The organism is Sphingopyxis bauzanensis (genome assembly GCF_002205675.1).
GTDB lineage: Bacteria > Pseudomonadota > Alphaproteobacteria > Sphingomonadales > Sphingomonadaceae > Sphingopyxis > Sphingopyxis bauzanensis.
On sequence record NZ_NISK01000001.1, the window covers coordinates 658,681 to 684,547 of the forward strand.

The window sequence follows — 25,867 nt, forward strand, 5'->3', positions numbered from 1 at the left end:
ACCTATAGCATAATCAGTAGCTTAATGCCGCTCCGCGGTGATGGGTGCCACGGATTTCGTGGTTCCTGTCAATCCGCTGACGCGTCCAGTCCTTCAGGACATTGACGCGGATCGCCGCGGCTTCGAGCTGGCGCAGCGTTTGGCCGATCAGCAGCTCGGCGCGCTGTTCGCTGCCCCGGGGGATGCCCGCGCCGCGAAACAGGATCACCGCGGTCGCCAGCTCTTCGGTGGCGGCGATGATTGCGCCGGCGTCGTGGCCGTCGAGCGCGCCGACCAGCATATCAAGCCGCGATTGCACATTGTCGAGCATCATTCGACCCCGCCGGCGTGAAAATCAATCATCGCGCTGGCGATGATCGCGGGGTGGACGCCATAGCTGCCGTTCGCGATCGCATTGCGCAGCGACGCGACGCGCGCGACATCGACCGGCGGCGCCTGGGTCGCGAGACTGCCCGCGAGGCGAATCAGCCGCGCGGCGGGCAGGCTGTCCGGCGCAGCGGCAAGCTGCGTGGGTGCGTGTGCCGCTCGCGCCGCGGTTTCGCTGGTGGCGCTGCGCAGCGGGGTCGTGCGGACAATGCCGCCGACGGGTCCGATCTTGCTGCTGTCACCCGACATAAAGGCCTCCATCCGATGCCGTCAGAAAAGTGACGGCGCGGTTCACGAAGGCTTTAACGGATGCGGATCGGGGCGATTAAGTCAGCTTGCCGCAAAAAGACAAAAGAAAGGCCCGGTGACGTCGGAAAGCCGACAGTCACCGGGCCAGTGGGCAGGGTAAGGTGAGGTAAAGGGTTGGGATCAGTCGTCGAGGCGGGCGCGGCCGGGGCCGATCACCTTGGCACTCAGCGAAGATCTGGCGTCGTTGCCGCGCAGCGCGATTGTTTCACCGACGCGGCCATCTTCGGCGGCGACCGCGGCATAGCTGACCGAGAAGCTTTCGGTGTCGATCGTCACGCGGACATTGTCGCCGCGGCGGATGACCGGGGCGCTGGCCGCGAGCCGGGTAAAGCCCGCAGCGGCGGGCGCGACGTTCGCCGGTCCCGACATCGGCACGCGCAGGCGCCAGCCGAGCGAGGCGCAGCGTACCGCCAGCGCATTGGCATCGATCGCGGTCACCGACGCCTGTTCGGGGCAGCGCGCCAGCTTGATGCGGCGATCAACCGGGGTCGCGGTGCGGCCCAGCGCGCTGGCGACCATGGCGGTCAACACGTCGATCGTCTGCCAATCTTCATTGGCCTGCTGGGCAAAACTGGGATTGGCGGCGGTACAAATGGCCAGGCCAGCGGCCAGGCTTGCGATAACAGGACGGGACACGATCCATCTCCTTCGGTCCAAAATGGTCACCCACCATTTTGCAGGAAGCGTGCCAGTCGCGGTTTGCGGCGCGATTGGCGCACGTGCCGCGCAGCGTTGTCGGTTTTTTGACGAGGGTCGCAAGCGGCGATGGCCGGATCTTTCTAAGTTACGTAAAAACAACGAAAAAAGGCGTTTGGCACGGCGATTGCATCGTTCTTTGTGTTTTCCGCGCGTCGGCACCGGCAGGACCGGACCCGGCAAGCGGCGAAAGAAGGAATTTGATGATGGCATCCGAGAAACTCTTTGGCCTGCACGCGACGGCGCTCCAGCTGCGCAGTCAGCGCATGATGATGCTCGCGTCGAACATCGCCAATGCCGCGACGCCGGGATATAAGGCGCGCGATCTCGATTTCGCAAAAGCACTCGACCTGGCCCGGCAGGGCGGCTCGACCGCCCATGCCGTCGAGGGCGCGATGGCCTATCGCGTCCCGGTGCAGGCGTCGCTCGACGGTAACACCGTCGAAATGGCGACGGAGCAGACCGCCTTCGCCGAAAACGCGCTCGCTTACCGGTCCAGCCTTTCGTTCCTCAGCGGCCGCGTCAACACGCTGACCCGCGCGATCAAGGGCGAATGACGATGGCCAGCAATTTCTCGGTCTTCGACATCAGCGGCCGCGCGATGTCGGCGCAGCTCGTCCGGCTCAACACCACCGCATCGAACCTCGCCAACGCCGGGACAATAGCGGGCAGCGAAGCCGAGGCCTTTCGCTCGCTTAAGCCGGTGTTCCGCACGGTGATGGATGACCATGGCCGCGCGACGGTCCAGGTCGATCAGGTGACGACGTCGAAAATGGCGCCGTCGAAACGCCACGATCCGTCGAACCCGCTCGCCGACAAGGACGGCAACGTCTGGCAGGCGGCGGTCGATAGCGCGGCGGAGATGGTCGAGATGGTCGAGACTGCGCGCCAGTATCAAAACAATGTCCAGGTCCTCGAAACCGCCAAGGGCCTGATCAACGAAACCCTCAGGATGGGACAATAGAATGGCCGTCAACAACGTCACCAACGCCAACAACGTCGTGCTCCAGCCGAAGGGCGCCGGGCAGCAGATGGGGCAGAGCGATTTCCTGCGCCTGATGACCGCGCAGCTGTCGCAGCAGGATCCGTTCAACCCGGTCGATAACCAGCAGATGGTTGCCCAGATGGCGCAATTTTCCAGCCTCGCCGGGATCAGCGAAACCAACACGACGCTGCAACAGATTTCCGAACAGCTCGCGGCGCAGACCCAGCTGCTCAAAGACATTAAGGCCGCCACCCCGGCGCCCGCACCCACCACCTAAGGAAGGATAAGCCATGTCATTCTATACTTCGCTTTCGGGCCTCAAGGGCGCCCAGACCGACATGTCGGTCATCTCGAACAACATCGCCAACGCCGGATCGATCGGGTTCAAGCGCAGCAAGGCGCAGTTCGGCGACATTTTCGCTTCGTCGCCGACCCAGTCGACCAAGATGATCGCCGGCCAGGGCCAGCGCCTGAACGGCATCAGCCAGCAGTTCACGCAAGGCTCGTATGAATCGAGCGAAAAGACGCTCGACATGGCGATCGTCGGCGAGGGCATGTTCGTGGTGAAGGGCGATCCGCCGCGCGAGCAGGTGACCTACACCCGCAACGGCGCCTTTACCGCGACCCCCGACCGCAACGTGATCGATTCGACGGGGCAGAAGCTGCAACTTCTGCCGGTCGATGCGAGCGGCAACGTCACCAACAACACGCTGGCCGGTGCGTTCGACTTTGTGTTGCCCGCCGGCGCGCCGAGCGACCCGACCGCGCAGCTCGTCAATGTGTCGATCGGCCTCGACGGGCTGGTCTCCGCGACCTTTGCCAATGGCGAAGCGCAGGTGCTCGGCAAGGTGGCGATGGCGACCTTCCCCGCGATGGAGGGGCTGCGCCCCGTCGGCGACGCGCATTGGCAGTCGTCGGGCGAAAGCGGTCCGCCGACGATCGACGCCGCGACCAACGGCCCGATGGGCGCGCTCCGCTCGGGCGCGCTCGAACGCTCGAACGTCGATATCACCGAAGAACTGGTGATGCTGATCGGCGCGCAGCGCAATTTCCAGGCGAACGCCAAGGCGATCGAGGGCGCGTCGCAGCTGTCGCAAACCATCATCAATATGCGCTGATCCGGCGCATTTAGCCGACTGCCGGGAGCTTCCCAATGGACCGCCTCATCTACACCAGCCTTACCGCGATGCGGGGCAGTCAGGCCCGGCAGACGGCGATCGCCAACAATCTGGCGAACGCACAGACGCCCGGGTTTCGCGCCGACATGGCCGAGGCGCAGGCGCTGTGGCTGAACGGCAGCGGGCTCGATGCGCGCGCCATGTCGTCGGAGGAAGTGCTCGGCGCCGACATGCGCGCCGGCACCGTCACCGCGACCGGGCGCGATCTCGACATCGCGGTGCAGGGCGACGCGCTGCTCGTGGTGCAGGCGAAGGACGGCACCGAGGCCTATACAAGGCGCGGCGATTTACAGGTGTCGCCGAGCGGACTTTTGACCACCGGCGATGGCCACCCTGTCCAGGGTGGTCAGGGTCCGGTAACCATCCCGCCTGCCGACGCCGTCACGATCGACGTCGAAGGCCGGGTCTGGATCGTCCCCGCGGGCGGCGATGCCGAAAATCCGCAGGAGGTCGACCGGATCCGGCTCGCCACTCCGACCGGATCGGACATTGCCAAGGGTCTCGACGGTCTGTTCCGCGTCAAGGGCGACGGCATTTTGCCCGACGATCCCGAAGCGCGGCTGATCACCCGCTCGATCGAAGGATCGAACGTCGCTGCCACCACCGCGCTGGTCGACATGATCGAGGCGAGCCGCAGCTGGGATACCCAGCTCAAGCTGGTCAGCGACGCGCGCGACATGGACAGCGCGACCGCCAATCTGATGCAGCTTCCGCGTTAAGGAGAATATGAAATGAGCTTCGGTGCCTTGCACGTCGCGCGAACCGGTCTGGATGCCCAGGGCTTCCGGATGCAGGTGATCGCCAACAACCTCGCCAACGTGAACACAACGGGCTTCAAGCGCGACCGTGCCAGCTTTGAAACGCTGAGCTATCAGATGATGACCGCGCCGGGTGCGCCTTCGTCGGCCGAAAATCGTTATGCGACCGGGCTCAACCTTGGCACCGGCGTGTCGCTCGGCGGCACGTCGCGGATAGACACGCAGGGGACGTTCGCCACCACCGGCAACGCGCTCGACATGGCGATCGACGGCGCCGGCTATTTTCAGGTCGAAATGCCCGACGGACGCACCGGCTATACCCGCGCGGGCAATTTCGGTCGCTCGCCCGATGGCACGATCGTGACGTCGGACGGCAAACCGCTGACCCCCGCGATCCAGATTCCCGAGGACAGCACCAATGTATCGATCGGCGCCGATGGCACCGTGTCGGCGACCGGTCCCGACGGCACGCTGACCGAACTTGGCCGCATCGAACTCGCACGTTTTGCCAATCCGGCGGGTCTGCAGGCGATCGGCGACAATATGCTCGTCGAAACCGCCGCCTCGGGCGCGCCGCAGGTAGGGGCCGCCGGGCTGGAAGGCCGCGGCAGCTTGCGCGGCGGGATGCTCGAAGGATCGAACGTCAACGTCGTCGAGGAACTCGTCGACATGATTGAGACCCAGCGCGCCTACGAGGTCAATTCCAAGATGATCCAGGCCACCGACGAAATGATGAAAAATGCCGCGCAGACCCTCTAAACTGTCGGTCGGTGTGGCCTTTGCCCTCGCGCTCGTGCCGTCTGGCGCGGCGGCGAAGGACAAATTGCCGCCCGACGCCTTTGCTGCGGCGACGCCGGTTCCCCCGGCGCCGCTGCCCGGGAATGGCTCGATCTTTCAGGGCAGCTATGTGCCGCTGACTTCGGGCGGGCGCGCCGGGCAGGTTGGCGACATCCTGACCATCCAGCTCGTCGAGCGCACCGCGGCGACCAAAAGCAATGCCGCAGGAACGCAGCGCGATGGCAATATCGGCCTGACGCCGCCCGCCACCGGGCCGCTGTCGCTGTTCAACCCCAGCGATATCGCGATGGGCGGCGGCCAGCAATTCAAGGGCAAGGGCGACGCATCGCAATCGAACGCGCTGTCGGGCGAGGTCAGCGTGACGATCGCCGCGGTCTATCCGAACGGTACGATGCTGGTGCGCGGCGAAAAGCTGCTGACGCTCAACCGCGGCGACGAACGCGTCCAGATCTCGGGCATTGTCCGCGCGATGGATATCAGCCCCGACAACCGCATCCTGTCGACCCGCGTCGCCGACGCCAACATCCGTTACGTCGGCAAGGGCGAAATCGCGCGCGCCAGCCAGCAAGGCTGGTTGCAGCGTTTCTTCTCGATCATCAGCCCGTTCTGAAAAGGAATATCTCCGTGACATCGCGTCCCACCCTGTTCGCGCTCCTGGCGCTCCTGATCGCTAGCCTGACCTTTGCAGCGCCGGCGCAGGCCCAGCGCATCAAGGACATGGGCCAGTTTCAGGGGCTGCGCGCCAACCAGCTGACCGGCTACGGCATCGTTGTCGGGCTCGCGGGGACAGGCGACGACAGCCTCGATTATTCGACGCTGGGCATGAAGGGCGCGATTTCGCGCTTTGGCCTGACTTTGCCGCCGGGGGTCAACCCGGCGCTGAAGAATGCCGCGGCGGTGATGATCACCGCCGAGCTGCCCCCTTTCGCCAAGCCGGGCCAGCGCCTCGACGTGACCGTTTCGGCAATCGGCAAGGCCAAAAGCCTGCGCGGTGGTACCCTCGTGCTCGCGCCGCTCTATGGCGCCGACGGTCAGATTTACGCAATGGTGCAGGGCAACCTCGTCATCGGCGGACTCGGGGTCGATGCCGCCGACGGGTCAAAAGTGACGGTAAACGTCCCGTCGAGCGGCCGCATCGCCAGCGGCGCAACGGTCGAGCGCGCGGTCGATACCGGCTTTGCGTCCAGCGAGTGGCTGACCTTCAACCTCCACCAGTTCGACGCGACCAACGCCAAGCGCGTCGCCGACGCGATCAACGCGGCGATCCCCGGGAGCGCATCGATGATCGACGGCGCCAGCATCGCGATCCGCGCCGCGGGCAATGGCGACGATCGGATGCGGCTGATGTCGCAGATCGAAAATCTCGGCGTCCAGCGCTCCGAACCCTCGGCCAAGGTGATCGTCAATGCGCGCACCGGTACGGTGGTGATCAACGGCGCGGTCCGCGTCGGCACCGCCGCGGTCAGCCACGGCAAGCTCACCGTCTCGATCAAGGAATCGCCGACGGTGGTCCAGCCAGCGCCGTTCAGCCGCGGCGAAACCGCGATCGAGCCATCGAGCGAGATAGAGGTCGCCGAGGATGTGCGCCCGGCCTTTTTGATGAAACCCAACGCCTCGCTCTCCGAACTCGTCGATTCGATCAACCGTCTGGGTGTGTCGCCTGGCGATCTGGTCGCGATCCTCGAGGCGCTGAGCCAGGCGGGTGCCCTCACAGCAGAGTTGGTGATCATATGACGTCGCCTGTTTCCTCGACTCCCGCAGCGCGGCCGTTCGTGCCGGCTTCGGCCACCCCGACCCTTGGCGGCGGGGACGGCGACGGCGGGCTGCGCAAAGCGGCCGAGCAGTTCGAGGCGGTGATCCTGCGCCAGCTGCTGGCGTCGATGCGCCAGGCTAAACTCGGCGACGACATGATGGGATCGAGCGCCACCGACAATTTCCGCGAAATGGCCGACGCGCGCACCGCTGATTCAATCGCTGCGATGCGTCAGTTCGGCATCGCCGACATGGTCGAGCGCCAGTTCCGCGGGCGTCTGGGCAATGCGGCTGGAGGCATACAATGAGCGATCTTCTCGGCATCGGGTATAGCGGCCTCAAGGCCTATTCGCGTGCGCTGTCGACGATCGGCGACAATATCGCCAACGCGCAGACCCCTGGTTATGCGCGGCGGCGGCTCGATATGATGGAGTCGGTTAGCGGCAATGACTCGGTCTTTTATCGCGGCAGCGTCAACCCGTCCGGGGTCGAGATCCGCGGCGTCAACCGATCGGTCGATGCCTGGCTGATCGAGGACTCACGACTTTCCGGCGGCGACTCCGAACGCGCGGCGACGAAGCTCGGCTGGCTGGGTAAGGTCGAGGGCGCGCTCAGCGACGAGAGCAACGGGATCAAGACCGGCCTCACCAACTTATTCACCACCGCCGACCAATTGACCGCCGATCCCGCGAACAGGACGCTACGTAGTCAGTTCCTCCAGTCGGCCGACGACATCGCATCGGGTTTTCGGACCGCGGCCAGCCAGCTCGACAAGATGTCGGACGGGGTCGAGGGCGCGGCGGCGAGCACGGTCGAAGATTTCAACGCCAATCTGAATGCGCTCGAACAGATCAACATCGGGCTGCGCAAGGCGCGCCCGGGATCGACCAACCAGGCGAGTCTGCTCGACGAACGCGACCGGCTGCTCGATAAATTATCGTCGCAGGCCGGGGTCAGCGCGACCTTTGAAAATAACGGATCGGTGACGTTGCGCGCCGCCGGGTCGGGCGACCTGCTCGTCGGCGGCGGCGCGGTCAACCCGATCGCGGTGACCGCAGCGCCCGACGGGCGGCTGTCGTACAGCGTCGGCGGGTCGCCGCTGACGATCGCGACGGGCTCGCTCGCCGGTTTGTCGGAGGCGGCCAATCATGTTGCCGACCAGCGCGCCGGGCTCGATACGATGGCAACGTCGTTCGCCGCCCAGCTCAACGCGGCGCATCAGGCGGGCACCGATGCCAATGGCAATCCGGGCGCGCCGCTGTTTACCGGCACCAGCGCCGCAACGCTGACCGCGAGCGCGCTGGCGCCCGAACAGGTCGCTGCCGCCAATGCCTCGGGCAGCAACGGCAATATGCTCGCGCTCGGCACGCTGCGCGGCGCGGGCGATCCCGAAGCGCGCTGGTCAGGACATCTGGCCACCCAGGCCCAGTCGACCGCGTCGGCGCGCGCGCAGGACGCCGCCGCCATGACCCGCGCCGACGCCGCTGCCGCGGCGCGCGACGGGGTGAGCGAGGTCGATCTCGACAAGGAAGCCGCCGAGCTGCTGCGCTTCCAGCAAGCCTATCAGGCCGCGGCGCGCACGATCCAGGTCGCGCGTGAAACGATGCAAACGCTCTTGAGCTCGATCTAGGAAGGCGACGACGATGATTAACGCCGTGGGCAATCGCATGACGCGCGAGATCGCGCGCCAGCAGAAACTCGCCGATCAGATCGAACGGACGCAGATCCAGATTTCGAGCGGCAAGCGGCTGCAACGCATGTCGGACGATCCGGTGTCAGCGCGGCGGATCGCCACGATCGGCACGGCGCAGTCGAGCCTCACCGCGTGGAACAGCAATATCAATACCGCGACGGCGCTCGTGTCGCAGGCCGACGCGGCGCTGAAATCGGTGAGCAACCTGATGACGCGCGCGCGCGAACTGACGGTTGCCGCAGCGAACGACACGACCAGCCCCGCCGACCGCGCGACGATCGCCGCAGAACTCGGCACGATCGCCGACGAAATCGACAGCCTGGCGGCGACGCGCGATTCGAATGGCGAGCCGGTGTTCGCGAGCAGCACCGCGCGCGTTATGCGCTTCGATGGCGACATCAGCTTTGCGCCGGTTCCGGCCGCCGCCGATGTGTTCGTCATCGCCGGCAACAGCCTGTCGACCGGCATCCGCGATGCCGCGACCGCGGTCGCGGCGGGCAACAAGCCGGCGATGGGCGCCGCGCTGACCGCGCTCAACACCGCGATTGGCCATGTCGCTGACCGCCATGCCGCGCTCGGCCTGTCGGCGGGGCGGCTCGAACGCATCGGCGACGGGCTGGCGGCGCGCGGCATCACGCTCAAGGATGAGCGCTCGTCGGTCGAGGATACCGATCTGTCGGTCGCGATCGCCGAACTTAACGCACAGGATCTGACCCTCGGCGCCGCGCAGGCTGCCTTTGCCAAGATCAACCGCCAGACCCTGTTCGATATTTTGAACTGATCGCGCTCAATTTTGCGGCGCTGCTGCCGTTAAGCATGAAGACGCATTTTGAATTTGGGGCTTTCGGCCCGGATGGAGTTACCCCCGCATGTTTCCCGTAATCGGCATCGTTGTCCTGCTGCTGCTGGTATTCGGGGGCTTTGCGCTGACCGGCGGCAACCTCGGCCCCGTCATGCACGCCTTGCCGCACGAGATGCTGATCATCGGCGGCGCCGCGATCGGCTCGCTGATCATCGGCAATTCGGGCGCCGACCTGAAGGCGCTCGGCGGCGGGCTCGCGAAAGTGTTCAAGGGACCGCAATATCAGAAGCAGGACTATCTCGACTGCATCCTGCTCGTGTCGACGCTGATGAAGATGATGCGGACCGAAGGCCCAGTGGCGGTCGAACCGCATATCGAGGATCCGAAAAACTCGACGCTGTTCCAGCAATATCCCAAGCTGCTCAAGGACGACACGCTGGTCCACCTGATCTGCGACACGCTGCGGCTGGTCGTGGTGTCGTCGGGGACGCTCGATCCGCATGCGGTCGAGGACGTCATGGACGCCGCGCTGAAAAATCATCACCACCATGCGATCAAGCCCGCCGATGGATTGCAGAACCTCGCCGACGCGCTCCCCGCGCTCGGCATCGTCGCCGCGGTGCTCGGCGTCGTGAAGACGATGGGGTCGATCGACCAGCCGCCCGCGATCCTGGGCGGTATGATCGGGTCGGCGCTGGTCGGTACCTTCCTTGGCGTGCTCCTCGCTTATGGGCTGGTCGGTCCGTTCGCGACGCGCGCGCGCACCGTGATCGAGAGCGACGGCGCCATCTATCATACGGTGAAGCAGCTGATCATCGCCTCGCTCCACGGCCATCCGCAGCCGCTGGTGATTGAGGCGGCGCGGTCGGGGGTCGAGCATTCGAACCAGCCGAGCTTCGCCGAGGTCTTTGACGGAATGCGCGGCCGCTGATGGCCGCGCGCCCGAATACCCCGCCGCGTCCGATCATCGTCAAGAAGATCATCGAGGCACCCCACGCCGGCCATCATGGCGGGGCGTGGAAGGTCGCCTATGCCGATTTCGTCACCGCGATGATGGCGTTCTTTCTGCTGATGTGGCTGCTCGGCGCGACGACTGAAAAACAGCGCAAGGCGCTCGCCGACTATTTTGCGCCGACGATCGTCCAGTCGAAGCAGGACACAGCGGGATCGAACGGCTTTTTTGGCGGTGACTCGCTCGTCTCCGCCGACAAATATCCGCATGGCGCGGCGCAGACCGGGACCAAATCAATGACGATCCCGCGCGACGCCGTCGGCGGTCCCAAGGAAGCGTCGGGGCGCGAGCGCGAACGGCTGAAATTCCAGCGCGTTGCCAAGGCGCTCGCCGAGCGGGTGCAGACCAAGGGCGAGCTTCGGCGCTTCGCGCGCAACCTGCGCTTTACCGAGACGGTCGAAGGTCTGCGGATCGACGTGATCGACGATGCTGATTTTTCGATGTTTGCGATCGGGACCAGCCAGCTGACCCCCGCCGGTGTGCGGTTGTTCGGCGAGATTGCCGGCCCGGTCGCCGAAATGCCCAATCAGGTCATGGTGCGCGGCCACACCGATGCCGCGCCTTGGTCGGCCAAGTCGGGGACCAACAATTGGCGCCTGTCGGTCGACCGCGCCGAGGTCACGCGTCATTTTCTGGAGTATCGCGGCATCGACAAAAGCCGCTTTGCGCGCATCGAAGGCGTCGCCGATCGTGAGCCCTATGTCCCCTCTGACCGATTCGACCCGCGCAACCGCCGCATCTCGATCACGCTGGGCTGGCGCACTGCTTCCAACAATTAGTGCCATTTTGGCAGCATATCCGATCGTCAACAACAGGAATGCGCCGCTATTGCATCCAGTCTGGCAATAACCCTTTGTTCTGAAAGGGTTATACAGGGTTGGATAATCTTTTGTTTACCACTTTCGTCAATCTCTGGGTCCATCGAAAAGGCGCCGGATTTGGGGGGCGCGGTGGAGACCAAAATGACCGTGGGGCAGAACAACAATGCAGCGCTTGAGGCGCTGATCATCGGCAGCAGCGCGGCCGCCGCGCAGCTGCGCGACATGATCCGCCGCGTGGCGCGGTCGAATGCGTCGGTCATGCTCTGCGGCCCGTCGGGCTCGGGCAAGGAACTCGTCGCCCGCGCCATCCACGACGAAGGCGTCCGCGCCGGCAAGGCTTTCTCGGCGATCAACTGCGGCGCCATCCCCAGCGACCTGATCGAATCCGAATTGTTCGGGCATGAAAAGGGCAGCTTCACCGGCGCCCATGCTCGCCGCATCGGCCATTTCGAAGCGAGCGAGGGCGGTACGCTCTTCCTCGACGAAATCGGCGACATGCGTTTCGACATGCAGGTCAAACTGCTCCGCGTGCTGGAAGAACGGACGATCGTCCGCGTCGGCAGCAGCGATGTGAAGGCCATTGACGTTCGCGTCATTTCGGCCACCCACCAGGATCTCGGCGCCGCGATCGCCGATGGCAAATTCCGCGAAGACCTGTTCTTCCGGCTCGGCGTGGTTGTGTTGCAGGTCCCCAGCCTCGCCAGCCGCGTCGAGGATATTCCCGCGCTCATCCGCCATTTTCAGCGCAAGATGCCGGGCGAGGCCAAGTGCCGCTTCGACGGCGAGGCGCTGGCGCTGCTGATGCAGCATCGCTGGCCGGGCAATGTCCGCGAACTGCGCAATTTTGTCGAACGCGCCAGCGTGCTGCACGGCGGCGAAACGCTCGGCGCCCATGACGTCGCCATTCTTTTGAACCCCACCGCAGCGCTTGCGCCGCGGCAGGCTGCCCCCAGCAGCTTTGCCGCGGTGCAGGCCAGCGCTGACGAACCTGTCCCGGCGATGCCGCATAGCAAGGCACCCGCGCCGGGCCGCCCGATCGACCTCAAGCGCGAGATCGAGACGATCGAGCTCGAACAGATCCACGTCGCGCTCGACCTCGCCGACGGCATCATTTCCGAAGCCGCGCGCCTGTTGACGCTGAAGCGCACGACCTTGATCGAAAAGATGCGCAAATATGGGGTTCAGCAGCAGGCTGCCTGACCGGCGCCCGCGACACGAGTTTCAGCACCCGCTGAAATAAGGGGGCTCTGGTCCGCCCCTAACCACCCGGCCGCCCGTCCCCACCCAGGGCGGCCGGGTACCCCGCGGGATTTTTTCAAACAGCATCGGCCCGCACCCCTACCCCGGGGTGCGGGCCGATGCTGTTTTGGCGATGGATTACGCCGGGTTCAGCGCAACTGGCGCCACGCGGCGCTGACGGTCAGCACCCCGTCGAGCAGGTCGGCGAGCGCCTCGCCGTCGTTTTGAGCCACCGATTCGTCGAGCTTGCGGCGCATGCTGCGATAGACGCGCGATAATGCGGCAGCGACGTCGCCGCCGGCATCGCGGTCGAGCCCGGCGTCGAGGCCGATCAGGATCGCGCGCGCGCGGTGCGCGGGCTCGGTTGCCGAAATGCGCTGACCCTGGCGGACCATCGACCCGAGCACACCGATCGCGGTTTCCAGCTCATCATACAGCATCGTCACCAGCTCGACCGGGTCGGCGGCGGCGGCGCGGCTTTCATGCTGCAAGCGGCGATAAAGTCCGGTCGCCCGGACGGTCGAGGCGGTAGCGGTCACGGTCGGCACCCTTAATCGTTACCCTGGTTGGTCCACATCTTGATCTGTTGCTCAAGATAGGATTGCGTCGCCTTGAACGCGGCCAGTTTGGCGTCGAGCGAGCCATATTGCTTCTCGAGCCGGGCGCGATACGCGTCTTCGCGCATCTCGATATTCTCGAGCTGGTCGGCAAGCGTTTCCTTGCGGCTGTTGAGCGACTTGGTCACGCGGTCGATCACCCCATCGGTCGCGATCGCCCGGTCGCGGATGCTGTCGAGGACAAAGGCGATGCCGGGGTCGCTCGTCTCGGTGCGCCCGCCGTCGCGGCGCGGGTTGAACATCGCCTCGACCGCGCCGGCGTCTGCCGCCAACACCTGCGCAAGTTTGGTTTCGTCGAGCGCGAGCAGACCGTCCTTGGTCGTCGATACGCCGATGTCGGTCAGCTTGTTGATGGTCGGATGGCTGGAGATCACGGTGCCAATCAGGCCCGACAGCTCGCGCTCGAGTTCGCGCAGCGCGGTCGTCGATCCCGACTGACCAGCGGCCGACGACAGGCTTTTCTTGAGCTGGTTATAGACCGAGACGAAATCACCGACGGTTTGTTTGATCATGTCGAGCGGGCGGCTGGCGCCGATGTCGACCGGCTGGCCGGGGGCCGCCTTTTTCAAGGTCAGCGACATGCCGGGAACGACGTCGTCGATGGTGTTCGAGGCGCGGCTGAACGCGACGCCGTCGATCGAGAATTCGGCGTTGGCGGCGCTCTGGCCCAGCGTCATGCCGCCGTCCGCGCCATAGGCAAAGGCGGAAAGACCCGGGTCGGCGTTGGCGTCGGCGGCGAGGGTGAAGGCATTGGTGGCGCCCGAGGGACCTTTCAGGATCAACCGGTGGCCGCCCTGATCGGCGATGATCGACGCGGTGACCCCGCCGCCGCTCGAATTGATCGCGTTGGCCAGCCCGTCGAGGCTGTTGTTGGCGGCGTCGATGGTGATCGTCGTGGCGACCCCGCCGACGGTCAGCGTCATCGTGCCGGTGCCGATCGCCGCGGTGCGGTCGGCGACAACCCCCGAATAGGTGCTTTGCGCGTGCGCCAGCTGGTTGACGACAACCGTCGCCGCAAAACTGTCGGCGTGGATTCCGGCGCGCGCGGTGGCGCTGAGCACGCTGTCGTCGGACACCGTCGGGGTGCTGCGCAGCGTTCCGTCGCTGATCATTTGCGCCAAAGAATCGGCAAAGCCTTCGAGATCGGATCGCGCCTGCGCCAGCGCGCTGATCCGCGTCTGGTTCTGCTGCGTCAGCGTATTGATGCGCGCCACCTTGGGCTCGCGCGACGCCGCGGCCAGGTCGGTGACCAGCTGCTTGGTGTCAATGCCTGACCCAAAGCCCAGGCTGTTGATGATGGAAGTGACCATGGCGAAATATCCTTCGCACCTGTTAACGGCGGCGCGCGGACGATTTTAAGCCTGCCGGCGTCCGTCGGGGTCGAAACGATGCGTCGGCGGCACATCGACCACTGGCTGCCCATGGCCCTCGGCGACCATGCGTTCGAGCTGGAAGACGAAGGCGAGCACGGTGGCGACCGCGACGAACAATTCATCGGGAATCACGCGCCCCGCGCGCGCGGTGAAATAGATGGCGCGGGTCAGCTGCGGATATTCGAGCAACGGTACATTGGCGCCGCGTGCCAGCTCGCGGATCGACAGCGCGACGTCGCCGCGCCCGCGCGCGACGACGACCGGCGCGGCGTCGACCCCGGGGCGATAGCGCAGCGCGACCGAGAAATGGGTTGGGTTGGTGAGCACGACGGTCGCGTCCGACACCGCCTTGCGCGCCGATCCGCTCAGGATGTCGTGCGCGCGCTGGCGCTGCGCCTGTTTGAGTTCGGGGGCGCCGTCGGACTGGCGCATCTCGTCCTTGATTTCCTGTTTACTCATCATCAGCCGCTTGTTGCGCTGCAACCACTGCACCGGGACGTCGATCAACGCGATGACGACCAGCCCGCCGGCGAGCATCAGCATCGCATGGCCGATCGCCTGTCCAGCCAGCCCGACTGCGGCGAGCAGGTCGGTCGATGCCATCGTCATGATCGCAGGCAAATTGCGGCCGACCAGCCAGTAGCCGATGGTGCCAAGCAGCAGCACCTTCGCCAATGCCTTGCCGAGTTCGGTCGCGCCCTGCAGTCCGAACATCCGTTTGAGCCCGGTCATCGGGTTCATCCGGCTGCCCTTGAAGTGCAGCGCTTTGCCGCGCCAGCCGAACGAGCCGAGCAGGGCCGGCCCGGCGACCGCGGCGCCGAGCGCGAGCGCGAACAGGCTGGCGAGCGGCAGCAGGATTTCGGTGCCGTTGCGCATCAGCGCCTCGGCGGGCGCAAAATCGGCGACGTCACTGGCGGTCAAGGTCAGTCCGCGGCGGACGAGGTCGCCCGCCGATAGCACGAACCAGCCGCCCGCGGCGACGATCCAGCCTGCAGCAGCGAGCATCATCAGCGCGGTGGCCAGCTCGCGCGACATCAGCACATCGCCTTCGCGCGCCGAATCGCTCAGCTTTTTGGGGGTGGGCTGTTCGGTTTTCTGGTCTTGCTCGGGCTTGCTCGCCATCGCGTCAGAGCCCCGCGAACATGCGCGCGGCGTCGAGCGCGTCGGACAGGATGCGCATGATCGCCTCGGCCATCGCTGGGGTCGCGACGCCGAGCAGGATTATGCCAGCGAGCAGGGTAGCCGGAATACCGACCGCGAACAGGTTGAGCGCGGGGGCGGAGCGGCCGATGACGCCCATGATGATCTGCACCAGGATCAGGACAAAGCCGACCGGCATCGCAATCGTCAGCGCCGCGGCGAACATCAGGCTGCCGAACCGGATAACGCCGCCGATCGCGTCGAACGAGGGAAAAGCGTTGCCGGGCGGAAGCGCGACATAGCTGTCGACGATGATCCCGATCAGCACGAGGTGGCCGTCGGCGGCAAGGAACAGCGCGGTCGCCAGCATCGACAGGAATTGGCCGATCGCCGAGCTCGACGCGCCGCTGATCGGATCGACCATCGACGCAAAGCCCAGCCCCATCGCGTTGCTGATCGCCTCACCCGCCAGCAGTGCGGCGGCGAGACCCATTTGCAAGACGAACCCGATGCCGAGACCAATCACGACTTCGCCGATGACGAGCAGCAATCCGGGAACCGAAACAATGCCTTCGGGGGGCAGCGCCATGCCCGACGCGGCGACGGCGGGGACGCCGACCGCCAGTGCGATCACCAGCCGCAGCTGGACCGGCACGCTGGTCGCGCCGAACACCGGCGCGGCGATGAACGCAGCGCCGGGGCGGATCATCCCCAGCATCCACAGCTGCAGCATCGCTTCGATATTCGGGATGTCGGCGGGGTTCACGGCGGATTTAGCGGACGACGTTCGGGATCTGCGCGAAGATGTCGCGGGTGAAGTCGGTGAGCAGCACGAGGATGCTGCCGCCGAAAATCGCGAGGCAGATCGCCGCGACGATCAGCTTGGGCACAAAGGTCAGCGTCTGTTCGTTGATCGACGTCGCCGCCTGCACCATGCCGAGCAGCACCCCGATGACAAGCACCGGCAGCAGTAGCGGCGCCGAGGCGAGCGCGAGGATCCACAGCGATTGCTGGGCCATGCCGATGAAATAGTCCGTTTCCACGTTGGCCCCCTAGGTCCCGAACGAGGCGGCGAGCGAGCCCATCGTCAGCGCCCAGCCATCGACGAGCACGAACAGCAGCAGCTTGAACGGCATCGAGATGATCGTCGGGGACAACATCATCATGCCGAGCGACATCAGCGCCGACGCGACGATCAGATCGATGACGAGGAAGGGCAGGAAGATCAGAAAGCCGATCTGGAACGCGGTCTTGAGCTCGCTGGTGACAAAGGCGGGCAGCAGGATCGAGAAGGGGACGTCCTTGGGGCTCGCATAGGCCGGCGCCTTGGCGATCTTGGCGAACATCATCAGGTCGGACTTGCGCGTTTGCGACATCATGAAGCCATGCAGTGCGACCCCCGAACGCGACACCGCTTCGCCGATGTCGATCTGCTCCTGTCCATAGGGCTCGATCGCAACGCGGTTCACTTCGCTGATCACCGGCTGCATCACGAACAGCGACAGGAACAGGCTCAAACCGACCAGCACCTGGTTCGGCGGCGTCTGTTGAAGGCCGAGTGCATGGCGCAGGATCGACAGCACGATGATGATGCGGGTGAAGCTGGTCATCATCAGCAGCAGCGACGGCAGCACCGTCAGCAAGCTCATCAGGACGAGGATTTGCAGCGACAGGCTGAGCGGGCGCCCATCGCCGCCGATGTCGTTTACCGCGCGGCTGAGCCCGTCGGCGGTCTGGGCATAAGCGGCGGGCGCGGCGATCAGCAGCACGAGGCCGCTGATCAGCGCCGCGGCGCGCAGCCCGGTCTTGCGATCAATCTGCATGGAAGTCGCCCTGGCTATCGTCGGCAATTCGCGTGATGCCATTGCGCGAGACCGCGACCAGGATCCGCTGTCCGGCAAATTCGACCACCGCGAGCTTCGATCCCGGACCCAGCGGCAGCACATCGACCATCTCGACCGCGCGCGTCTTGGCGCCGCCGCCGACAAGCGGCACGCCCATCTGGACGCGCTTCCACAGCCACAGGCTGCCCCACGCCATGCCGCCGATCAGCGGCAGCAGGATGAGCAGGCGGAGGATATATTCGAACATCAGCCTCTCCGCTCGAAGCCTTCGAGGCCGCGCGCCGGGGCGACGACTTCGGCGACCTGGATGCCATAACGGCCATCGACGCTGACGATCTCGCCCTTCGCGATCAATGTGCCGTTTGCATAGATATCGAGCAGGTCGGTTGCCGCGCGGTCGAGTTCGATCACGCTGCCCTCGTCGATCGCGAGCAGTTCGGCGAGCGTCATCGAGGTCGATCCGACCTCGACCGACACGCGTAGCGAGACACCCGCGAGCAGGTCGAAATTGGGCGCCGCGGCGATATTCTTATTGTCGCGGCGGTCGGCGCGGGGCGCCGTCGGGGCGTCGCTGAGGTCAGTCATGGTTCGGTCCTTTTTCGATATGTTCGATCATGATGGCGGCGTTGCCATTGGCTTCGCCGATGCTGCCGACCGCAAAGCTGCGGCCCGCGACGGTCACCGGCACATGGCGCGGCATGCCGAGCGGAATGATGTCGCCAACCTCGAGCGCGAGCAGCTTGACGAGGCTGATTTCGGGGCGCGCCAGCACCGAGCGCACGGGCAGTCGCACGTCGCGCAGCGCCTTGTTGAGCGCGCCCGCCCACACCGGGTTGGCGGCGCCGGGCATTTCGGCCACAGGCTCCGCCCCGGCGACACCGCGCAGCGCGGCGAGCGGATAGGCGCAGGCGATCGTCCGCCCCTCGAACGGCGCACCGCGCAGGATGAAGCGCTGCACGAACAATTCGTCGTCGGCGCGAACTGCGGCGAGTTTGGCGGGATCGCCGGTGACGCAGTCGAGTTCGGGTTCCATCGCCAGCTTGTCGCCCCATGCGGCGGCGAGTTGCAGCCCCATGTCGCGGCCGAGCCGGGCCGCGAAGCGTTCTTCGGCATCGGTCAGCTCTTCGCGTTCGGCCGCAAGGCCGCCCTTGCCGCCATAGAAAATGTCGACAAGTTGGAGCAGCAATGGCCGCGGCGCCGCAAGCAGCACCGGCCCCTTGAGCGGCGGCGCATGATAGCGCCAGAAGATCGCGGGCGCGGTCGATGCGGTCCAGTCGGCGAAGCTGATCGTTTCGGCATCGCCGCGCTCGACCTGGATCGACGACACGCCGAGCGCGCGGATCAGGTCGCGCAGGCTGCGGCCGAACTGGATCGCAACGCTGTCGAGCGCCGGAAAGGCATAGCTGTCCGCCGCCTTGCGCAGCAGCAACGACGCCTTGGCGTCAACCGCGTCGGTGGTCGGGGCGGCCGGCGGCTTCACGGCTTTGACGGATTTTTCGCGAACACTCACTGGATCACCAGGCTCGTGAAATAGACATAGTCGACACCACCAAAACCTTCTTTCTCGCGCAGCACATCGTTGATTGCCGCGGTCAATTGCCGCTGCAGCCGTTGTTTCCCCTGCGATGTCGAGAGCAGCGCCGGATCCTGTTCGGACAGCACCATAAGCACGACCGAGCGGATCGGCACCGCCTGGCGTTTGATATTATTGATAACCTTGCCGTCATAGAAGGTCGAAAGGCTGATACCCGCCTGCAAAAAGCCCGACCCGTCGGCGAGGTTGGTGGTGAAGGCGTCGGGGATCGCAAAATAAGTGACTTCATATTTGCGCGGGTCGACCTTGAACTTGTCGTTGGGCACCGACACGGTGCCAACCTTGGGCGCGGGTTCCTTGTCTTTTCCGTCGGCGGCGGGGGCTTCTTCTTCGCCGCTGCTGCGCACGACCAGCTTGGGATAATGATCCTCGGGCTTGGCCTCATGCGCCGACAGCGCGCCGAAATAGATGCCCGCACCGGCGCCCGCGCCGATCAGGACGAGCGCGCCGACGCCGATGAACAGCAGTTTCTTGAGCTTGCCCTTCGGCTTGGGCGCGGCATCGGTTTTATCCTTGGTCATCGTCATATCCCTTATGGTCAGGCGAAGCGGCCGCGGCGGTCGGCGGCCTCTTCGGGATCGCGCGCCTTGACGCGCTCGGTAACGGTTTCGATCAGGTGGCTGACGTCCTGTGCGCCGGGGCGGCCCTGACCCTGCGACTGGCCCTGCATCTGGCGGCTGGTGTCGCCGGGGGTGCAGGTGACTTCGCTGCCGGAGATGCGGACGCCCTGCTGGCGCAGGTCTTCGACCAGGCGGCCCTGCGCGGCGGTGACGATCGTCGCGGTGGCTTCATGCTGGGTGTCGAGTTTCAGTGACATGCCTTCGTTGCCCATCACCATCGCGACATCGAGGCGGCCGAGGTGGCGCGGCATCAGGCGAAAGCTGATGTCGCCGCTGTCCGATTTGGTCGCGGCGATGTCGTGCGCCAGCTGGTCGATCCACGCGCCATCGCTGGCCAGGTCGAGTACGCGTTCGGCAATTGTGACCGGCGCGGCGGTGCCGGCCAGCATCGCGGCGCTCGTCGTCATCGGCTGGGCGAACTGGATTGTCATCGATGGCGCAGCGTCGGCGGGCTTGGCGGCGACCGGTTCGGTCGCGGTGAAAGCGGGGCTAGCGGGTGTTGCGGCGCGCGCCTTGCCCGCCGTTGGCGCCGTGATCGCCGTTTCGATCTCTGCCGCAGCGGGCTTGGCTTCGGCGCTGCGCGGCTTGTCGCCGGTCGGCGCAGGGGCAATGCTCTCGGCAGTCGGCGCCGCGTCGCCAGTGGGAAGCGCGGTGGTGTCGTTCGCCTTCGCCGGTCTGCCCACGACCGCAGCAATCGCCACCGCGGCGACCGGCAGCGCCGCTGCGGGCGCCGGGGTTGTCGTCGTAGCGGGGGTTTCGGGGACCGCGACAGTTTCAGCGGGTTTGGTGGCTGTGGTACCGTTTTCAGCTGCCGCTGTGCCGTCGCCCTTGACCTCGGTTTCGACCGCCTTGAGCGATTTCATTTCGGGCGTGGCGGCGCTGCCGTTCAATTCGATCAGCAATTTTACCGCCGATGCAGCGACCGTGTCGGGATTGGTTTTAGGCGCATCGTCCTTCGCCTCCGCGCCCGGCGCATCGAAAGTGATACCCGCGGCGACCATTTCGGCCGCAACGGGAACAGCTGGGGCCGACGTCACGACGGCAACCGGCGTCAACGACGTGGCCTTGGCCGCAGCGGCATCGACCGTCGGAATGGCCGCGAGCAGTTGCTCGAAACCACCGACCTCGCCGCCGTCCGTCGGCGCCTGGCCAAGCGTGCTGAGGAAGGCCGCAAAGCCCGCGGGCATCGACGCCTGCGGGTTGGGCAGAGAGGCCGCACCCATCATGCCGCGCCGCCTTCGATCAGGCGCAGACGCATGCCGCCGCGTGCACGGTGCGGGCGGTTGGCGTCACGGCGGCGTTCGGCCTCGGCTTCAGCCGATTTGCGGCTGCGTTCGTACAGGCGGACCGCCGATTCTTCCTTGGCCATCGCGCTTTGGGCGAGTACTCCGGCGTGGTCACGGCGGGCGCTGGCATTGACCAGCGGCGCGGTCAGATTTTCCTGCGCGATGTCGAGCCGCATCGCGAGTTCGCCGATCGTGTTGAGCGCGCCGCCGGCAACCGCACCCTTGGCCATCGCCAGGTCGACGCGCAGCGTTTCAAGGCGGCGGGCGAGTTCGAGCAGGCTGGCAAGCTCGCCATTGGCCCGCGCCAGATTGGCTTCCGCCATCTGATGTTCGACGGTGCGCACGCGGATGATACGTTTGCGGCGTGCGGTACGGGCGGTCATGCGGAATATCCTTCAATCAGGGTCTGGCGGGAAATATCGTAATCGACCCGCGCCTTGGCGGGCTGGGTCACAAAGGCGAGCTGGTCGGCGTGGCAGGCGATGGCGGTGTCGAGCACCGGATCGCCGCCGGCGACATACGCGCCCATCAGCATCAGATCGCGGTTCTCTTCATATGTCGACCACAGCTGGCGAAAGCGCGCGGCGGCGGCGGCATGCTCGGGATCGACCGAATCGACCATCGTGCGCGACAGCGACCGCGCGACGTCGATCGCGGGATAGACTCCCTGTTCGGCCAGCTGGCGCGACAGGATGATATGGCCGTCGACGATGGCGCGGGCGCTGTCGACGACGGGGTCATCGATGTCGCCGCCATCGGCGAGCACGGTATAGAGTGCGGTAATCGATCCACCGGTTTCGCGGTCAATCCCGGCGCGCTCGCACAGCGAGGGAATCAGCGCGAACACCGACGGCGGGTAACCCTTCATCGTCGGCGGTTCGCCCAATGTCAGCCCGATCTCGCGCTGCGCATGCGCAACGCGGGTCAGGCTGTCGATCAGCAGCAGCACCTTCTTGCCGTCGGCACGAAATGCCTCGGCAATCGCGGTGGCGCGCATCGCGGCGCGCAGGCGCAGCAGCGGCGGATGGTCGGCGGGAACCGCGACGACGACCGCCTTTTTGCGGACTTCGGGGGGCAGCTTGGTTTCGACAAAGTCGCTGACCTCGCGGCTGCGTTCGCCGATCAGGCCGACGACGATGACGTCGCATTCGGTACCGGCGATCATCTGACCCATCAGCACCGATTTGCCGACGCCCGACCCCGCGATGATCGCGACGCGCTGGCCTTCGCCAACGGTCAGCAGCGCGTTGATCGCGCGCACGCCCATGTTGAGCGGGCGGGTGACGCGGCCGCGGCGTAGCGGATTGACCTTGCGCCCGGCGAGCGGCCACTGGAATTGCGATTTGACCGGCGGGCGGCCGTCGAGCGGATTGCCCTGCGCATCGATGATGCGGCCGAGCAGCGCCTTGCCGCACGCGACCATGCTGCTCGCGCCATGCGGCTCGACCGGCGCACCGGTGACGAGGGGCATATTGGTGTCAAAGGGGAGGACCAGGCTGCTCTGGCCGCGAAAGCCGACGACCTCGCCATAGACATAGTCGTTGTTTGCCGACTTGATGCGGACGTTGCTGCCCAGCGGCTGCGGGAACCCCGACACTTCGAGCATGATGCCCTCGTGCGACACGAGCGTGCCGATACGGCGCGGGCTGGCATTGGTCAGGTCGATCGGATCGAGCAGCTGCTGCGCGGAGAGGGCGAGGCGGCGCGTCATGCGGCCGCTCCTTCGCCCAGCGCCACGCACAGTTCGTCGAGATAGACGGCGCGGCCATGTTCGATCCAGCCGGTCGAGGTTTCGATGCGGACGGTGCCGCGCATCATCCCCGGGTCGCTGGCGAGCGCCAGCGGCAGCGGGCAATCGGTCAGCAGCGCGGCATCGTCGGGGTGAACCCACAACGTGCGGGCCTTGTCGGCGTCGGCAACGAGCGCCGCAGCGGTTTCGGCCTGTGCCTGAAGCCAGGCGGCGTCGATCGGGGCGTCGGCGACGATCTGATGCACCAGCCGTTCGACGGTGCGTGCGATCAGCTGCGCCAGTTCTTCGCTCGGTTCGTCCTGCAACGCCTCTGCATTGGCGAGCAGCGCAAGCAATTGGTGGCGTTCGGCGACATAAGCCGCTTCGGCGACGCGCTGCCCTTCGGCCAGGCCGCGGGCAAAGGGGTCGTCGAGGTCGAGTTCGGTGGCGCTGCCGTTGGTAGTTTGCGGCGCGCGCGCGTTGCCGGCAAAGGCCAGCGGGCGAAAGCCGCTGCTCCGCGCCATCGCTTCGGCGAGGGTGACGGGGGCAAAGCCGGCTTCGGCGGTGCGATCAGACATAATCGTCGCCCCCGCCCGCGATCATGATGTCGCCCGAGGCGGCCATCTGGCGCACGATCGTCATCACGGTCTTTTGCGCATCGTCGACATCGGCGCGCTTGACCATCGTCATTTCGGCCATCTCGTCGCGGATCGTTTCCGACGCGCGTTTCGACATGGTGGCAAGGCACAGGTCGACCATGTCGTCGTCGGCACCCTTGAGCGCCACCGCCAGCTGCGCCGCGTCGACCGAGCGCAGGACCGACCCGAGGCTCTTTTTGTCGAGATCGCGGAGGTTTTCGAAGATGAACATCTCTTCTTCGATCGCTTGCGCGAGCGCCTTGTCGGTCTTCTTCAGCGCGCGGATCGTGCGCTCGCTCAGCGACTTCGGCATTTTCTTCATGATCTTGGCGACGTCGCTGGGGCCGCCAATCGCCTGTTTGGCGACGCGCTGGCCATCGACATTGGCGCTGGCGAGCACCGATTCGAGATCTTCGATCGCCGCGGCGGGGACCGAGGTCAGCATCGCGGCGCGCAGCACCAGATCGGCCTGCAGGATTTCGTCGAGCGTTTCGATCGCGCGCGCCGCGACGTCGGGGACGAGCACTGACAGGATCAGTGCGCCGACCTGCGGATGTTCCTGCGCGAGCAGGCCGCTGATTGCCTCGACGTCCATCCAGCGAAGGATTTCGAGCGAGGCGGCGCTGCGCTGCGGCGCGACGGCGGCCAGGATATTGTCGGCGCGGACATTGCCCACCGCCTGATTGATGACGGTGCGGATGCGGACGTCGGCGCCGATCGCCAGCGCGCTGACATCGCGGCTGCGCACGACAAAACGGTCGAGCGCCTGCCCGATCTGCTGCTCGCTGGCGTTGGCGGTGTCGAACATCGCCTTGGCGAGCTGGCGCACTTCGTCGGGGGCGAGATGTTTCAGGATCGTGGCGGCTTCGTTTTCGTCGAGCAGCATCAGCAGGATCGCGGCGGCAGCCGATCCTTCGATTGCGGGTTTCGTCGGCGTGTCCATCATCTCGGCGGCGTCAGGCACGGGCGCCCTCCTGCATCAGCTGGCGGACGACGAGCGCGGCGCGCGCCGAATCCTGACGGACAAAGGCGCGGACAAGGTTGGCGCGCGTTTCATAGCTTGGCGCCTGTTCGATCATTTCGAGCGTGATTTCGCGGCCTGCGGCGGGGCCGGCGAGCGCGGGACGCCCGTCGGTCGCGGCGAGCAAAGTTTCCTCCAGCGCGGCGTTGCGTTCGGCGCGTTCGGCGGAGCGCGCCTTGGCGGCGCGGATCAGCGGACGACCGATGAACAGGAAGGCGAGCAGCGCGGCAAAGATCGCCCCGACCTGCTTGACCAGCGGCAGGAACCACGCCTGATCGTAAAAGGCGGGCTCGGTGGTTTCGACCTGCACGAACGGGCGCTGGCTGATCGCCACCTGATCGCCGCGCGTCGCGTCGAAACCGATCGCGCCTTTGACCAGGCTGTCGATCTTGGTCATGTCGGCCTGGGTCAAAGCCTTCTTGCCCTGATTGAGCGCGACGGCGACTGAGACGCGGCGGATCTTGCCCTGCGGCGAGTGCGTCACCGAAATCTCGCGGCCGACTTCAAAGGCTCGCGCGGCATTTTCGTTGCTCTCGGTGCCGGGGGTTGCGGCCGGGGTGGGCGTCGGGATCGGCGCGTTGGCGGTGACCGTCGTCGCCTGCGGCGGCTGGTTCGACAGCGCGCCGGGGATGCCGACGGCGGGCGGGGTGCCCTGACCGCTGACGGTGCGGGTAATCTGTTCGCTGGTCATCGCGCGGTCATTTTCGGGAAAGCTTTCGCGCGTCGCCTGGCTTTCGGACATATCGACGTCGGCGTGAACCTCGACGCTATAGTTACCAGCACCGAGCATCGGGCCGAGCAAGGTGTCGAGGGCGCGGCGGAAACGGTCTTCGACCTGCACCTGTAACTGGAACGCCTTCATGTCGCTGCCCGACGCGGTGTCGGACAACAGCGCGCCGCGCTGGTCGATCACCGATACCTGATCAGCGTTCATGCCGGGCACCGAAGAGGCGACGAGGAAACGGATCGCCTGCACCTGACCGTCGCTCAGCGAGCGGCCGTTCTGCAGGGTCAGCATCACCGATGCGGTCGAGGGCTTGTCGTCGCGTACGAACAGGCTGGGTTCGGCGGCGGCGACATGGACGCGCGCGCTTTTTACGGCGTCGATCGTCTCGATCGTGCGCGCCAGATCGGCTTCGCGCGCCGAGCGCAAGGCTTCGCCTTCGATCGCGCGGCTTGATCCCATCGGCAGCGCCGCGATCAGACTGTCGCCGCTCGGCGCCGCCTTCGGCAGACCCTGTCCCGCGAGCGCGATGCGGGCCTGATGCAATTTATCGGCATCGACGGTCAGCGCACCGGTGCTCGCGTCGATGCTGTGCGCGATGCCCTGTGTCTGGAGCGCCTCGGCGACCGCCGATTTGTCCATGTCGTCGAGGCCGGCGAACAGCTGCGCCTGCGGCGAAGATTGCATGGTGAAATAGGCAAGCGCCGCGATGCCGATCGCCGACGTCATGGCGATCGCGGGCAGTGCGCGCTGCACCGCGGGCTGGCGGACGAAGCCGGTGAGCGGGGCGAGGCGGTTCCCGAATGCCGGGGCGGGCAGGCGGTTCGCATGACCGTCGTCGACGGGGGTGAGGATCTGGGTGTCGGCCATGG

33 protein-coding genes are annotated in these 25,867 nt (G+C 66.0%); 14 read left to right on the top strand and 19 right to left on the bottom strand.

The genetic code is table 11. The annotated features are described in order from the left end of the window. Positions 1-13: 13 nt before the first annotated feature. The 3 genes from CDQ92_RS03260 to CDQ92_RS03270 form a co-directional block, all read right to left on the bottom strand. Entirely contained in the window at positions 14-313 is a 300-nt protein-coding gene (locus CDQ92_RS03260; protein WP_088439941.1) for a hypothetical protein, read from the bottom strand. Beyond that, positions 310-615 (bottom strand): flagellar biosynthesis anti-sigma factor FlgM, encoded by a 306-nt coding sequence (flgM, locus tag CDQ92_RS03265; RefSeq protein ID WP_158213756.1) that lies wholly within the window; start codon positions 613-615, stop codon positions 310-312. The genes CDQ92_RS03260 and flgM overlap by 4 nt, the downstream gene beginning before the upstream one ends. A 180-nt stretch (positions 616-795) precedes the next feature. Further along, positions 796-1,311 carry a flagella basal body P-ring formation protein FlgA gene (locus CDQ92_RS03270; RefSeq protein WP_088439943.1) on the bottom strand — a complete coding sequence of 172 codons (516 nt, stop codon included), beginning with the start codon at positions 1,309-1,311 and terminating at the stop codon, positions 796-798. A 263-nt stretch (positions 1,312-1,574) separates the two neighbouring features. On the opposite strand from CDQ92_RS03270, the gene flgB reads away from it, so the two are divergent. The 14 genes from flgB (at position 1,575) to CDQ92_RS03340 (ending at position 12,370) form a co-directional block, all read left to right on the top strand. Continuing rightward, a complete protein-coding gene (gene flgB, locus CDQ92_RS03275) occupies positions 1,575-1,928 on the top strand; it encodes a flagellar basal body rod protein FlgB (RefSeq protein ID WP_088439944.1) in 354 nt (117 codons plus the stop codon). Next, positions 1,925-2,335: a flagellar basal body rod protein FlgC gene (flgC, locus tag CDQ92_RS03280; RefSeq protein WP_169714527.1), complete on the top strand. Its 411-nt coding sequence runs from the start codon at positions 1,925-1,927 to the stop codon at positions 2,333-2,335. Before flgB ends, flgC begins: the two co-directional genes overlap by 4 nt. 1 nt (position 2,336) lies before the next feature. Next, positions 2,337-2,633 (top strand): flagellar hook assembly protein FlgD, encoded by a 297-nt coding sequence (locus tag CDQ92_RS03285; protein ID WP_088439946.1) that lies wholly within the window; start codon positions 2,337-2,339, stop codon positions 2,631-2,633. A 13-nt stretch (positions 2,634-2,646) separates the two neighbouring features. Further along, positions 2,647-3,474 carry a flagellar hook-basal body complex protein gene (locus tag CDQ92_RS03290; protein ID WP_088439947.1) on the top strand — a complete coding sequence of 276 codons (828 nt, stop codon included), beginning with the start codon at positions 2,647-2,649 and terminating at the stop codon, positions 3,472-3,474. A 35-nt stretch (positions 3,475-3,509) separates the two neighbouring features. Continuing rightward, positions 3,510-4,253 carry a flagellar basal body rod protein FlgF gene (locus CDQ92_RS03295; protein WP_088439948.1) on the top strand — a complete coding sequence of 248 codons (744 nt, stop codon included), beginning with the start codon at positions 3,510-3,512 and terminating at the stop codon, positions 4,251-4,253. A 12-nt stretch (positions 4,254-4,265) separates the two neighbouring features. Further along, positions 4,266-5,051, top strand: a complete 786-nt coding sequence (gene flgG / locus CDQ92_RS03300) for a flagellar basal-body rod protein FlgG (protein WP_088439949.1) — start codon at positions 4,266-4,268, stop codon at positions 5,049-5,051. After that, complete coding sequence (locus CDQ92_RS03305; protein WP_088439950.1) at positions 5,032-5,700, top strand: flagellar basal body L-ring protein FlgH; 669 nt, start codon at positions 5,032-5,034, stop codon at positions 5,698-5,700. Before flgG ends, CDQ92_RS03305 begins: the two co-directional genes overlap by 20 nt. Before the next feature lie 14 nt (positions 5,701-5,714). Further along, positions 5,715-6,824 (top strand): flagellar basal body P-ring protein FlgI, encoded by a 1,110-nt coding sequence (locus CDQ92_RS03310; RefSeq protein ID WP_169714528.1) that lies wholly within the window; start codon positions 5,715-5,717, stop codon positions 6,822-6,824. Then, entirely contained in the window at positions 6,821-7,150 is a 330-nt protein-coding gene (locus CDQ92_RS03315; protein ID WP_088439952.1) for a rod-binding protein, read from the top strand. Before CDQ92_RS03310 ends, CDQ92_RS03315 begins: the two co-directional genes overlap by 4 nt. Next, entirely contained in the window at positions 7,147-8,472 is a 1,326-nt protein-coding gene (gene flgK / locus CDQ92_RS03320; RefSeq protein ID WP_088439953.1) for a flagellar hook-associated protein FlgK, read from the top strand. Before CDQ92_RS03315 ends, flgK begins: the two co-directional genes overlap by 4 nt. A gap of 13 nt (positions 8,473-8,485) precedes the next feature. After that, on the top strand, positions 8,486-9,316 hold the full coding sequence (locus CDQ92_RS03325) for a flagellin N-terminal helical domain-containing protein (RefSeq protein WP_088439954.1): 831 nt from the start codon (positions 8,486-8,488) through the stop codon (positions 9,314-9,316). Between the two features lie 88 nt (positions 9,317-9,404). After that, on the top strand, positions 9,405-10,268 hold the full coding sequence (motA, locus tag CDQ92_RS03330) for a flagellar motor stator protein MotA (RefSeq protein WP_088439955.1): 864 nt from the start codon (positions 9,405-9,407) through the stop codon (positions 10,266-10,268). Further along, on the top strand, positions 10,268-11,128 hold the full coding sequence (locus CDQ92_RS03335) for a flagellar motor protein MotB (RefSeq protein WP_088439956.1): 861 nt from the start codon (positions 10,268-10,270) through the stop codon (positions 11,126-11,128). Before motA ends, CDQ92_RS03335 begins: the two co-directional genes overlap by 1 nt. Positions 11,129-11,311: 183 nt before the next feature. Further along, the gene (locus tag CDQ92_RS03340; protein WP_088440541.1) at positions 11,312-12,370 is read left to right on the top strand and encodes a sigma-54 interaction domain-containing protein; all 1,059 of its coding nucleotides are present in this window, start codon (positions 11,312-11,314) and stop codon (positions 12,368-12,370) included. 188 nt (positions 12,371-12,558) lie between these two features. On the opposite strand, the gene CDQ92_RS03345 is transcribed toward CDQ92_RS03340, so the two are convergent. The 16 genes from CDQ92_RS03345 to fliF are packed head-to-tail and all read right to left on the bottom strand — an operon-like array spanning position 12,559 to position 25,865. Next, complete coding sequence (locus CDQ92_RS03345) at positions 12,559-12,948, bottom strand: flagellar export chaperone FliS (protein ID WP_088440542.1); 390 nt, start codon at positions 12,946-12,948, stop codon at positions 12,559-12,561. A gap of 11 nt (positions 12,949-12,959) precedes the next feature. Continuing rightward, complete coding sequence (gene fliD / locus CDQ92_RS03350; protein ID WP_088439957.1) at positions 12,960-14,336, bottom strand: flagellar filament capping protein FliD; 1,377 nt, start codon at positions 14,334-14,336, stop codon at positions 12,960-12,962. Positions 14,337-14,381: 45 nt separating this feature from the next. Next, positions 14,382-15,521 (bottom strand): flagellar type III secretion system protein FlhB, encoded by a 1,140-nt coding sequence (flhB, locus tag CDQ92_RS03355; protein WP_088439958.1) that lies wholly within the window; start codon positions 15,519-15,521, stop codon positions 14,382-14,384. 4 nt (positions 15,522-15,525) lie between these two features. Then, positions 15,526-16,305 carry a flagellar biosynthetic protein FliR gene (gene fliR, locus CDQ92_RS03360; protein WP_229667215.1) on the bottom strand — a complete coding sequence of 260 codons (780 nt, stop codon included), beginning with the start codon at positions 16,303-16,305 and terminating at the stop codon, positions 15,526-15,528. 7 nt (positions 16,306-16,312) lie between these two features. Next, entirely contained in the window at positions 16,313-16,558 is a 246-nt protein-coding gene (locus tag CDQ92_RS03365) for a flagellar biosynthetic protein FliQ (RefSeq protein WP_088440544.1), read from the bottom strand. A gap of 33 nt (positions 16,559-16,591) precedes the next feature. Continuing rightward, complete coding sequence (gene fliP, locus CDQ92_RS03370; protein WP_088439959.1) at positions 16,592-17,362, bottom strand: flagellar type III secretion system pore protein FliP; 771 nt, start codon at positions 17,360-17,362, stop codon at positions 16,592-16,594. After that, a complete protein-coding gene (locus CDQ92_RS03375; protein WP_088439960.1) occupies positions 17,352-17,630 on the bottom strand; it encodes a flagellar biosynthetic protein FliO in 279 nt (92 codons plus the stop codon). Before CDQ92_RS03375 ends, fliP begins: the two co-directional genes overlap by 11 nt. Continuing rightward, the gene (fliN, locus tag CDQ92_RS03380; protein ID WP_088439961.1) at positions 17,630-17,968 is read right to left on the bottom strand and encodes a flagellar motor switch protein FliN; all 339 of its coding nucleotides are present in this window, start codon (positions 17,966-17,968) and stop codon (positions 17,630-17,632) included. The genes CDQ92_RS03375 and fliN overlap by 1 nt, the downstream gene beginning before the upstream one ends. Next, positions 17,961-18,863: a FliM/FliN family flagellar motor switch protein gene (locus tag CDQ92_RS03385; RefSeq protein ID WP_229667217.1), complete on the bottom strand. Its 903-nt coding sequence runs from the start codon at positions 18,861-18,863 to the stop codon at positions 17,961-17,963. Before CDQ92_RS03385 ends, fliN begins: the two co-directional genes overlap by 8 nt. Before the next feature lie 26 nt (positions 18,864-18,889). After that, a complete protein-coding gene (locus CDQ92_RS03390) occupies positions 18,890-19,498 on the bottom strand; it encodes a flagellar basal body-associated FliL family protein (RefSeq protein ID WP_088439963.1) in 609 nt (202 codons plus the stop codon). A 17-nt stretch (positions 19,499-19,515) separates the two neighbouring features. After that, positions 19,516-20,823: a flagellar hook-length control protein FliK gene (locus CDQ92_RS03395; RefSeq protein WP_144035677.1), complete on the bottom strand. Its 1,308-nt coding sequence runs from the start codon at positions 20,821-20,823 to the stop codon at positions 19,516-19,518. Further along, a complete protein-coding gene (locus tag CDQ92_RS03400; RefSeq protein WP_088439965.1) occupies positions 20,820-21,266 on the bottom strand; it encodes a hypothetical protein in 447 nt (148 codons plus the stop codon). Before CDQ92_RS03400 ends, CDQ92_RS03395 begins: the two co-directional genes overlap by 4 nt. Continuing rightward, positions 21,263-22,594: a FliI/YscN family ATPase gene (locus tag CDQ92_RS03405; RefSeq protein ID WP_088439966.1), complete on the bottom strand. Its 1,332-nt coding sequence runs from the start codon at positions 22,592-22,594 to the stop codon at positions 21,263-21,265. The genes CDQ92_RS03400 and CDQ92_RS03405 overlap by 4 nt, the downstream gene beginning before the upstream one ends. Then, a complete protein-coding gene (locus tag CDQ92_RS03410) occupies positions 22,591-23,190 on the bottom strand; it encodes a FliH/SctL family protein (RefSeq protein WP_088439967.1) in 600 nt (199 codons plus the stop codon). Before CDQ92_RS03410 ends, CDQ92_RS03405 begins: the two co-directional genes overlap by 4 nt. Beyond that, positions 23,183-24,214 (bottom strand): flagellar motor switch protein FliG, encoded by a 1,032-nt coding sequence (gene fliG, locus CDQ92_RS03415; protein WP_088439968.1) that lies wholly within the window; start codon positions 24,212-24,214, stop codon positions 23,183-23,185. The genes CDQ92_RS03410 and fliG overlap by 8 nt, the downstream gene beginning before the upstream one ends. Then, positions 24,207-25,865 (bottom strand): flagellar basal-body MS-ring/collar protein FliF, encoded by a 1,659-nt coding sequence (fliF, locus tag CDQ92_RS03420; RefSeq protein ID WP_088439969.1) that lies wholly within the window; start codon positions 25,863-25,865, stop codon positions 24,207-24,209. Before fliF ends, fliG begins: the two co-directional genes overlap by 8 nt. Between the last annotated feature and the right edge of the window lie 2 nt (positions 25,866-25,867).

Excerpts from the sequence above, each read along its gene's own strand:
- CDQ92_RS03260 (WP_088439941.1), bottom strand. The coding sequence starts at position 313 with ATGATGCTCGACAATGTGCAATCGCGGCTTGATATGCTGGTCGGCGCG.
- flgM (WP_158213756.1), bottom strand. The coding sequence starts at position 615 with ATGTCGGGTGACAGCAGCAAGATCGGACCCGTCGGCGGCATTGTCCGC.
- flgB (WP_088439944.1), top strand. The coding sequence starts at position 1,575 with ATGATGGCATCCGAGAAACTCTTTGGCCTGCACGCGACGGCGCTCCAG.
- flgC (WP_169714527.1), top strand. The coding sequence starts at position 1,925 with ATGACGATGGCCAGCAATTTCTCGGTCTTCGACATCAGCGGCCGCGCG.
- CDQ92_RS03285 (WP_088439946.1), top strand. The coding sequence starts at position 2,337 with ATGGCCGTCAACAACGTCACCAACGCCAACAACGTCGTGCTCCAGCCG.
- CDQ92_RS03290 (WP_088439947.1), top strand. The coding sequence starts at position 2,647 with ATGTCATTCTATACTTCGCTTTCGGGCCTCAAGGGCGCCCAGACCGAC.
- CDQ92_RS03295 (WP_088439948.1), top strand. The coding sequence starts at position 3,510 with ATGGACCGCCTCATCTACACCAGCCTTACCGCGATGCGGGGCAGTCAG.
- flgG (WP_088439949.1), top strand. The coding sequence starts at position 4,266 with ATGAGCTTCGGTGCCTTGCACGTCGCGCGAACCGGTCTGGATGCCCAG.
- CDQ92_RS03305 (WP_088439950.1), top strand. The coding sequence starts at position 5,032 with ATGCCGCGCAGACCCTCTAAACTGTCGGTCGGTGTGGCCTTTGCCCTC.
- CDQ92_RS03315 (WP_088439952.1), top strand. The coding sequence starts at position 6,821 with ATGACGTCGCCTGTTTCCTCGACTCCCGCAGCGCGGCCGTTCGTGCCG.
- flgK (WP_088439953.1), top strand. The coding sequence starts at position 7,147 with ATGAGCGATCTTCTCGGCATCGGGTATAGCGGCCTCAAGGCCTATTCG.
- CDQ92_RS03325 (WP_088439954.1), top strand. The coding sequence starts at position 8,486 with ATGATTAACGCCGTGGGCAATCGCATGACGCGCGAGATCGCGCGCCAG.
- motA (WP_088439955.1), top strand. The coding sequence starts at position 9,405 with ATGTTTCCCGTAATCGGCATCGTTGTCCTGCTGCTGCTGGTATTCGGG.
- CDQ92_RS03335 (WP_088439956.1), top strand. The coding sequence starts at position 10,268 with ATGGCCGCGCGCCCGAATACCCCGCCGCGTCCGATCATCGTCAAGAAG.
- CDQ92_RS03340 (WP_088440541.1), top strand. The coding sequence starts at position 11,312 with ATGACCGTGGGGCAGAACAACAATGCAGCGCTTGAGGCGCTGATCATC.
- fliD (WP_088439957.1), bottom strand. The coding sequence starts at position 14,336 with ATGGTCACTTCCATCATCAACAGCCTGGGCTTTGGGTCAGGCATTGAC.
- flhB (WP_088439958.1), bottom strand. The coding sequence starts at position 15,521 with ATGGCGAGCAAGCCCGAGCAAGACCAGAAAACCGAACAGCCCACCCCC.
- CDQ92_RS03365 (WP_088440544.1), bottom strand. The coding sequence starts at position 16,558 with ATGGCCCAGCAATCGCTGTGGATCCTCGCGCTCGCCTCGGCGCCGCTA.
- fliP (WP_088439959.1), bottom strand. The coding sequence starts at position 17,362 with ATGCAGATTGATCGCAAGACCGGGCTGCGCGCCGCGGCGCTGATCAGC.
- CDQ92_RS03375 (WP_088439960.1), bottom strand. The coding sequence starts at position 17,630 with ATGTTCGAATATATCCTCCGCCTGCTCATCCTGCTGCCGCTGATCGGC.
- fliN (WP_088439961.1), bottom strand. The coding sequence starts at position 17,968 with ATGACTGACCTCAGCGACGCCCCGACGGCGCCCCGCGCCGACCGCCGC.
- CDQ92_RS03390 (WP_088439963.1), bottom strand. The coding sequence starts at position 19,498 with ATGACCAAGGATAAAACCGATGCCGCGCCCAAGCCGAAGGGCAAGCTC.
- CDQ92_RS03395 (WP_144035677.1), bottom strand. The coding sequence starts at position 20,823 with ATGATGGGTGCGGCCTCTCTGCCCAACCCGCAGGCGTCGATGCCCGCG.
- CDQ92_RS03400 (WP_088439965.1), bottom strand. The coding sequence starts at position 21,266 with ATGACCGCCCGTACCGCACGCCGCAAACGTATCATCCGCGTGCGCACC.
- CDQ92_RS03405 (WP_088439966.1), bottom strand. The coding sequence starts at position 22,594 with ATGACGCGCCGCCTCGCCCTCTCCGCGCAGCAGCTGCTCGATCCGATC.
- CDQ92_RS03410 (WP_088439967.1), bottom strand. The coding sequence starts at position 23,190 with ATGTCTGATCGCACCGCCGAAGCCGGCTTTGCCCCCGTCACCCTCGCC.
- fliF (WP_088439969.1), bottom strand. The coding sequence starts at position 25,865 with ATGGCCGACACCCAGATCCTCACCCCCGTCGACGACGGTCATGCGAAC.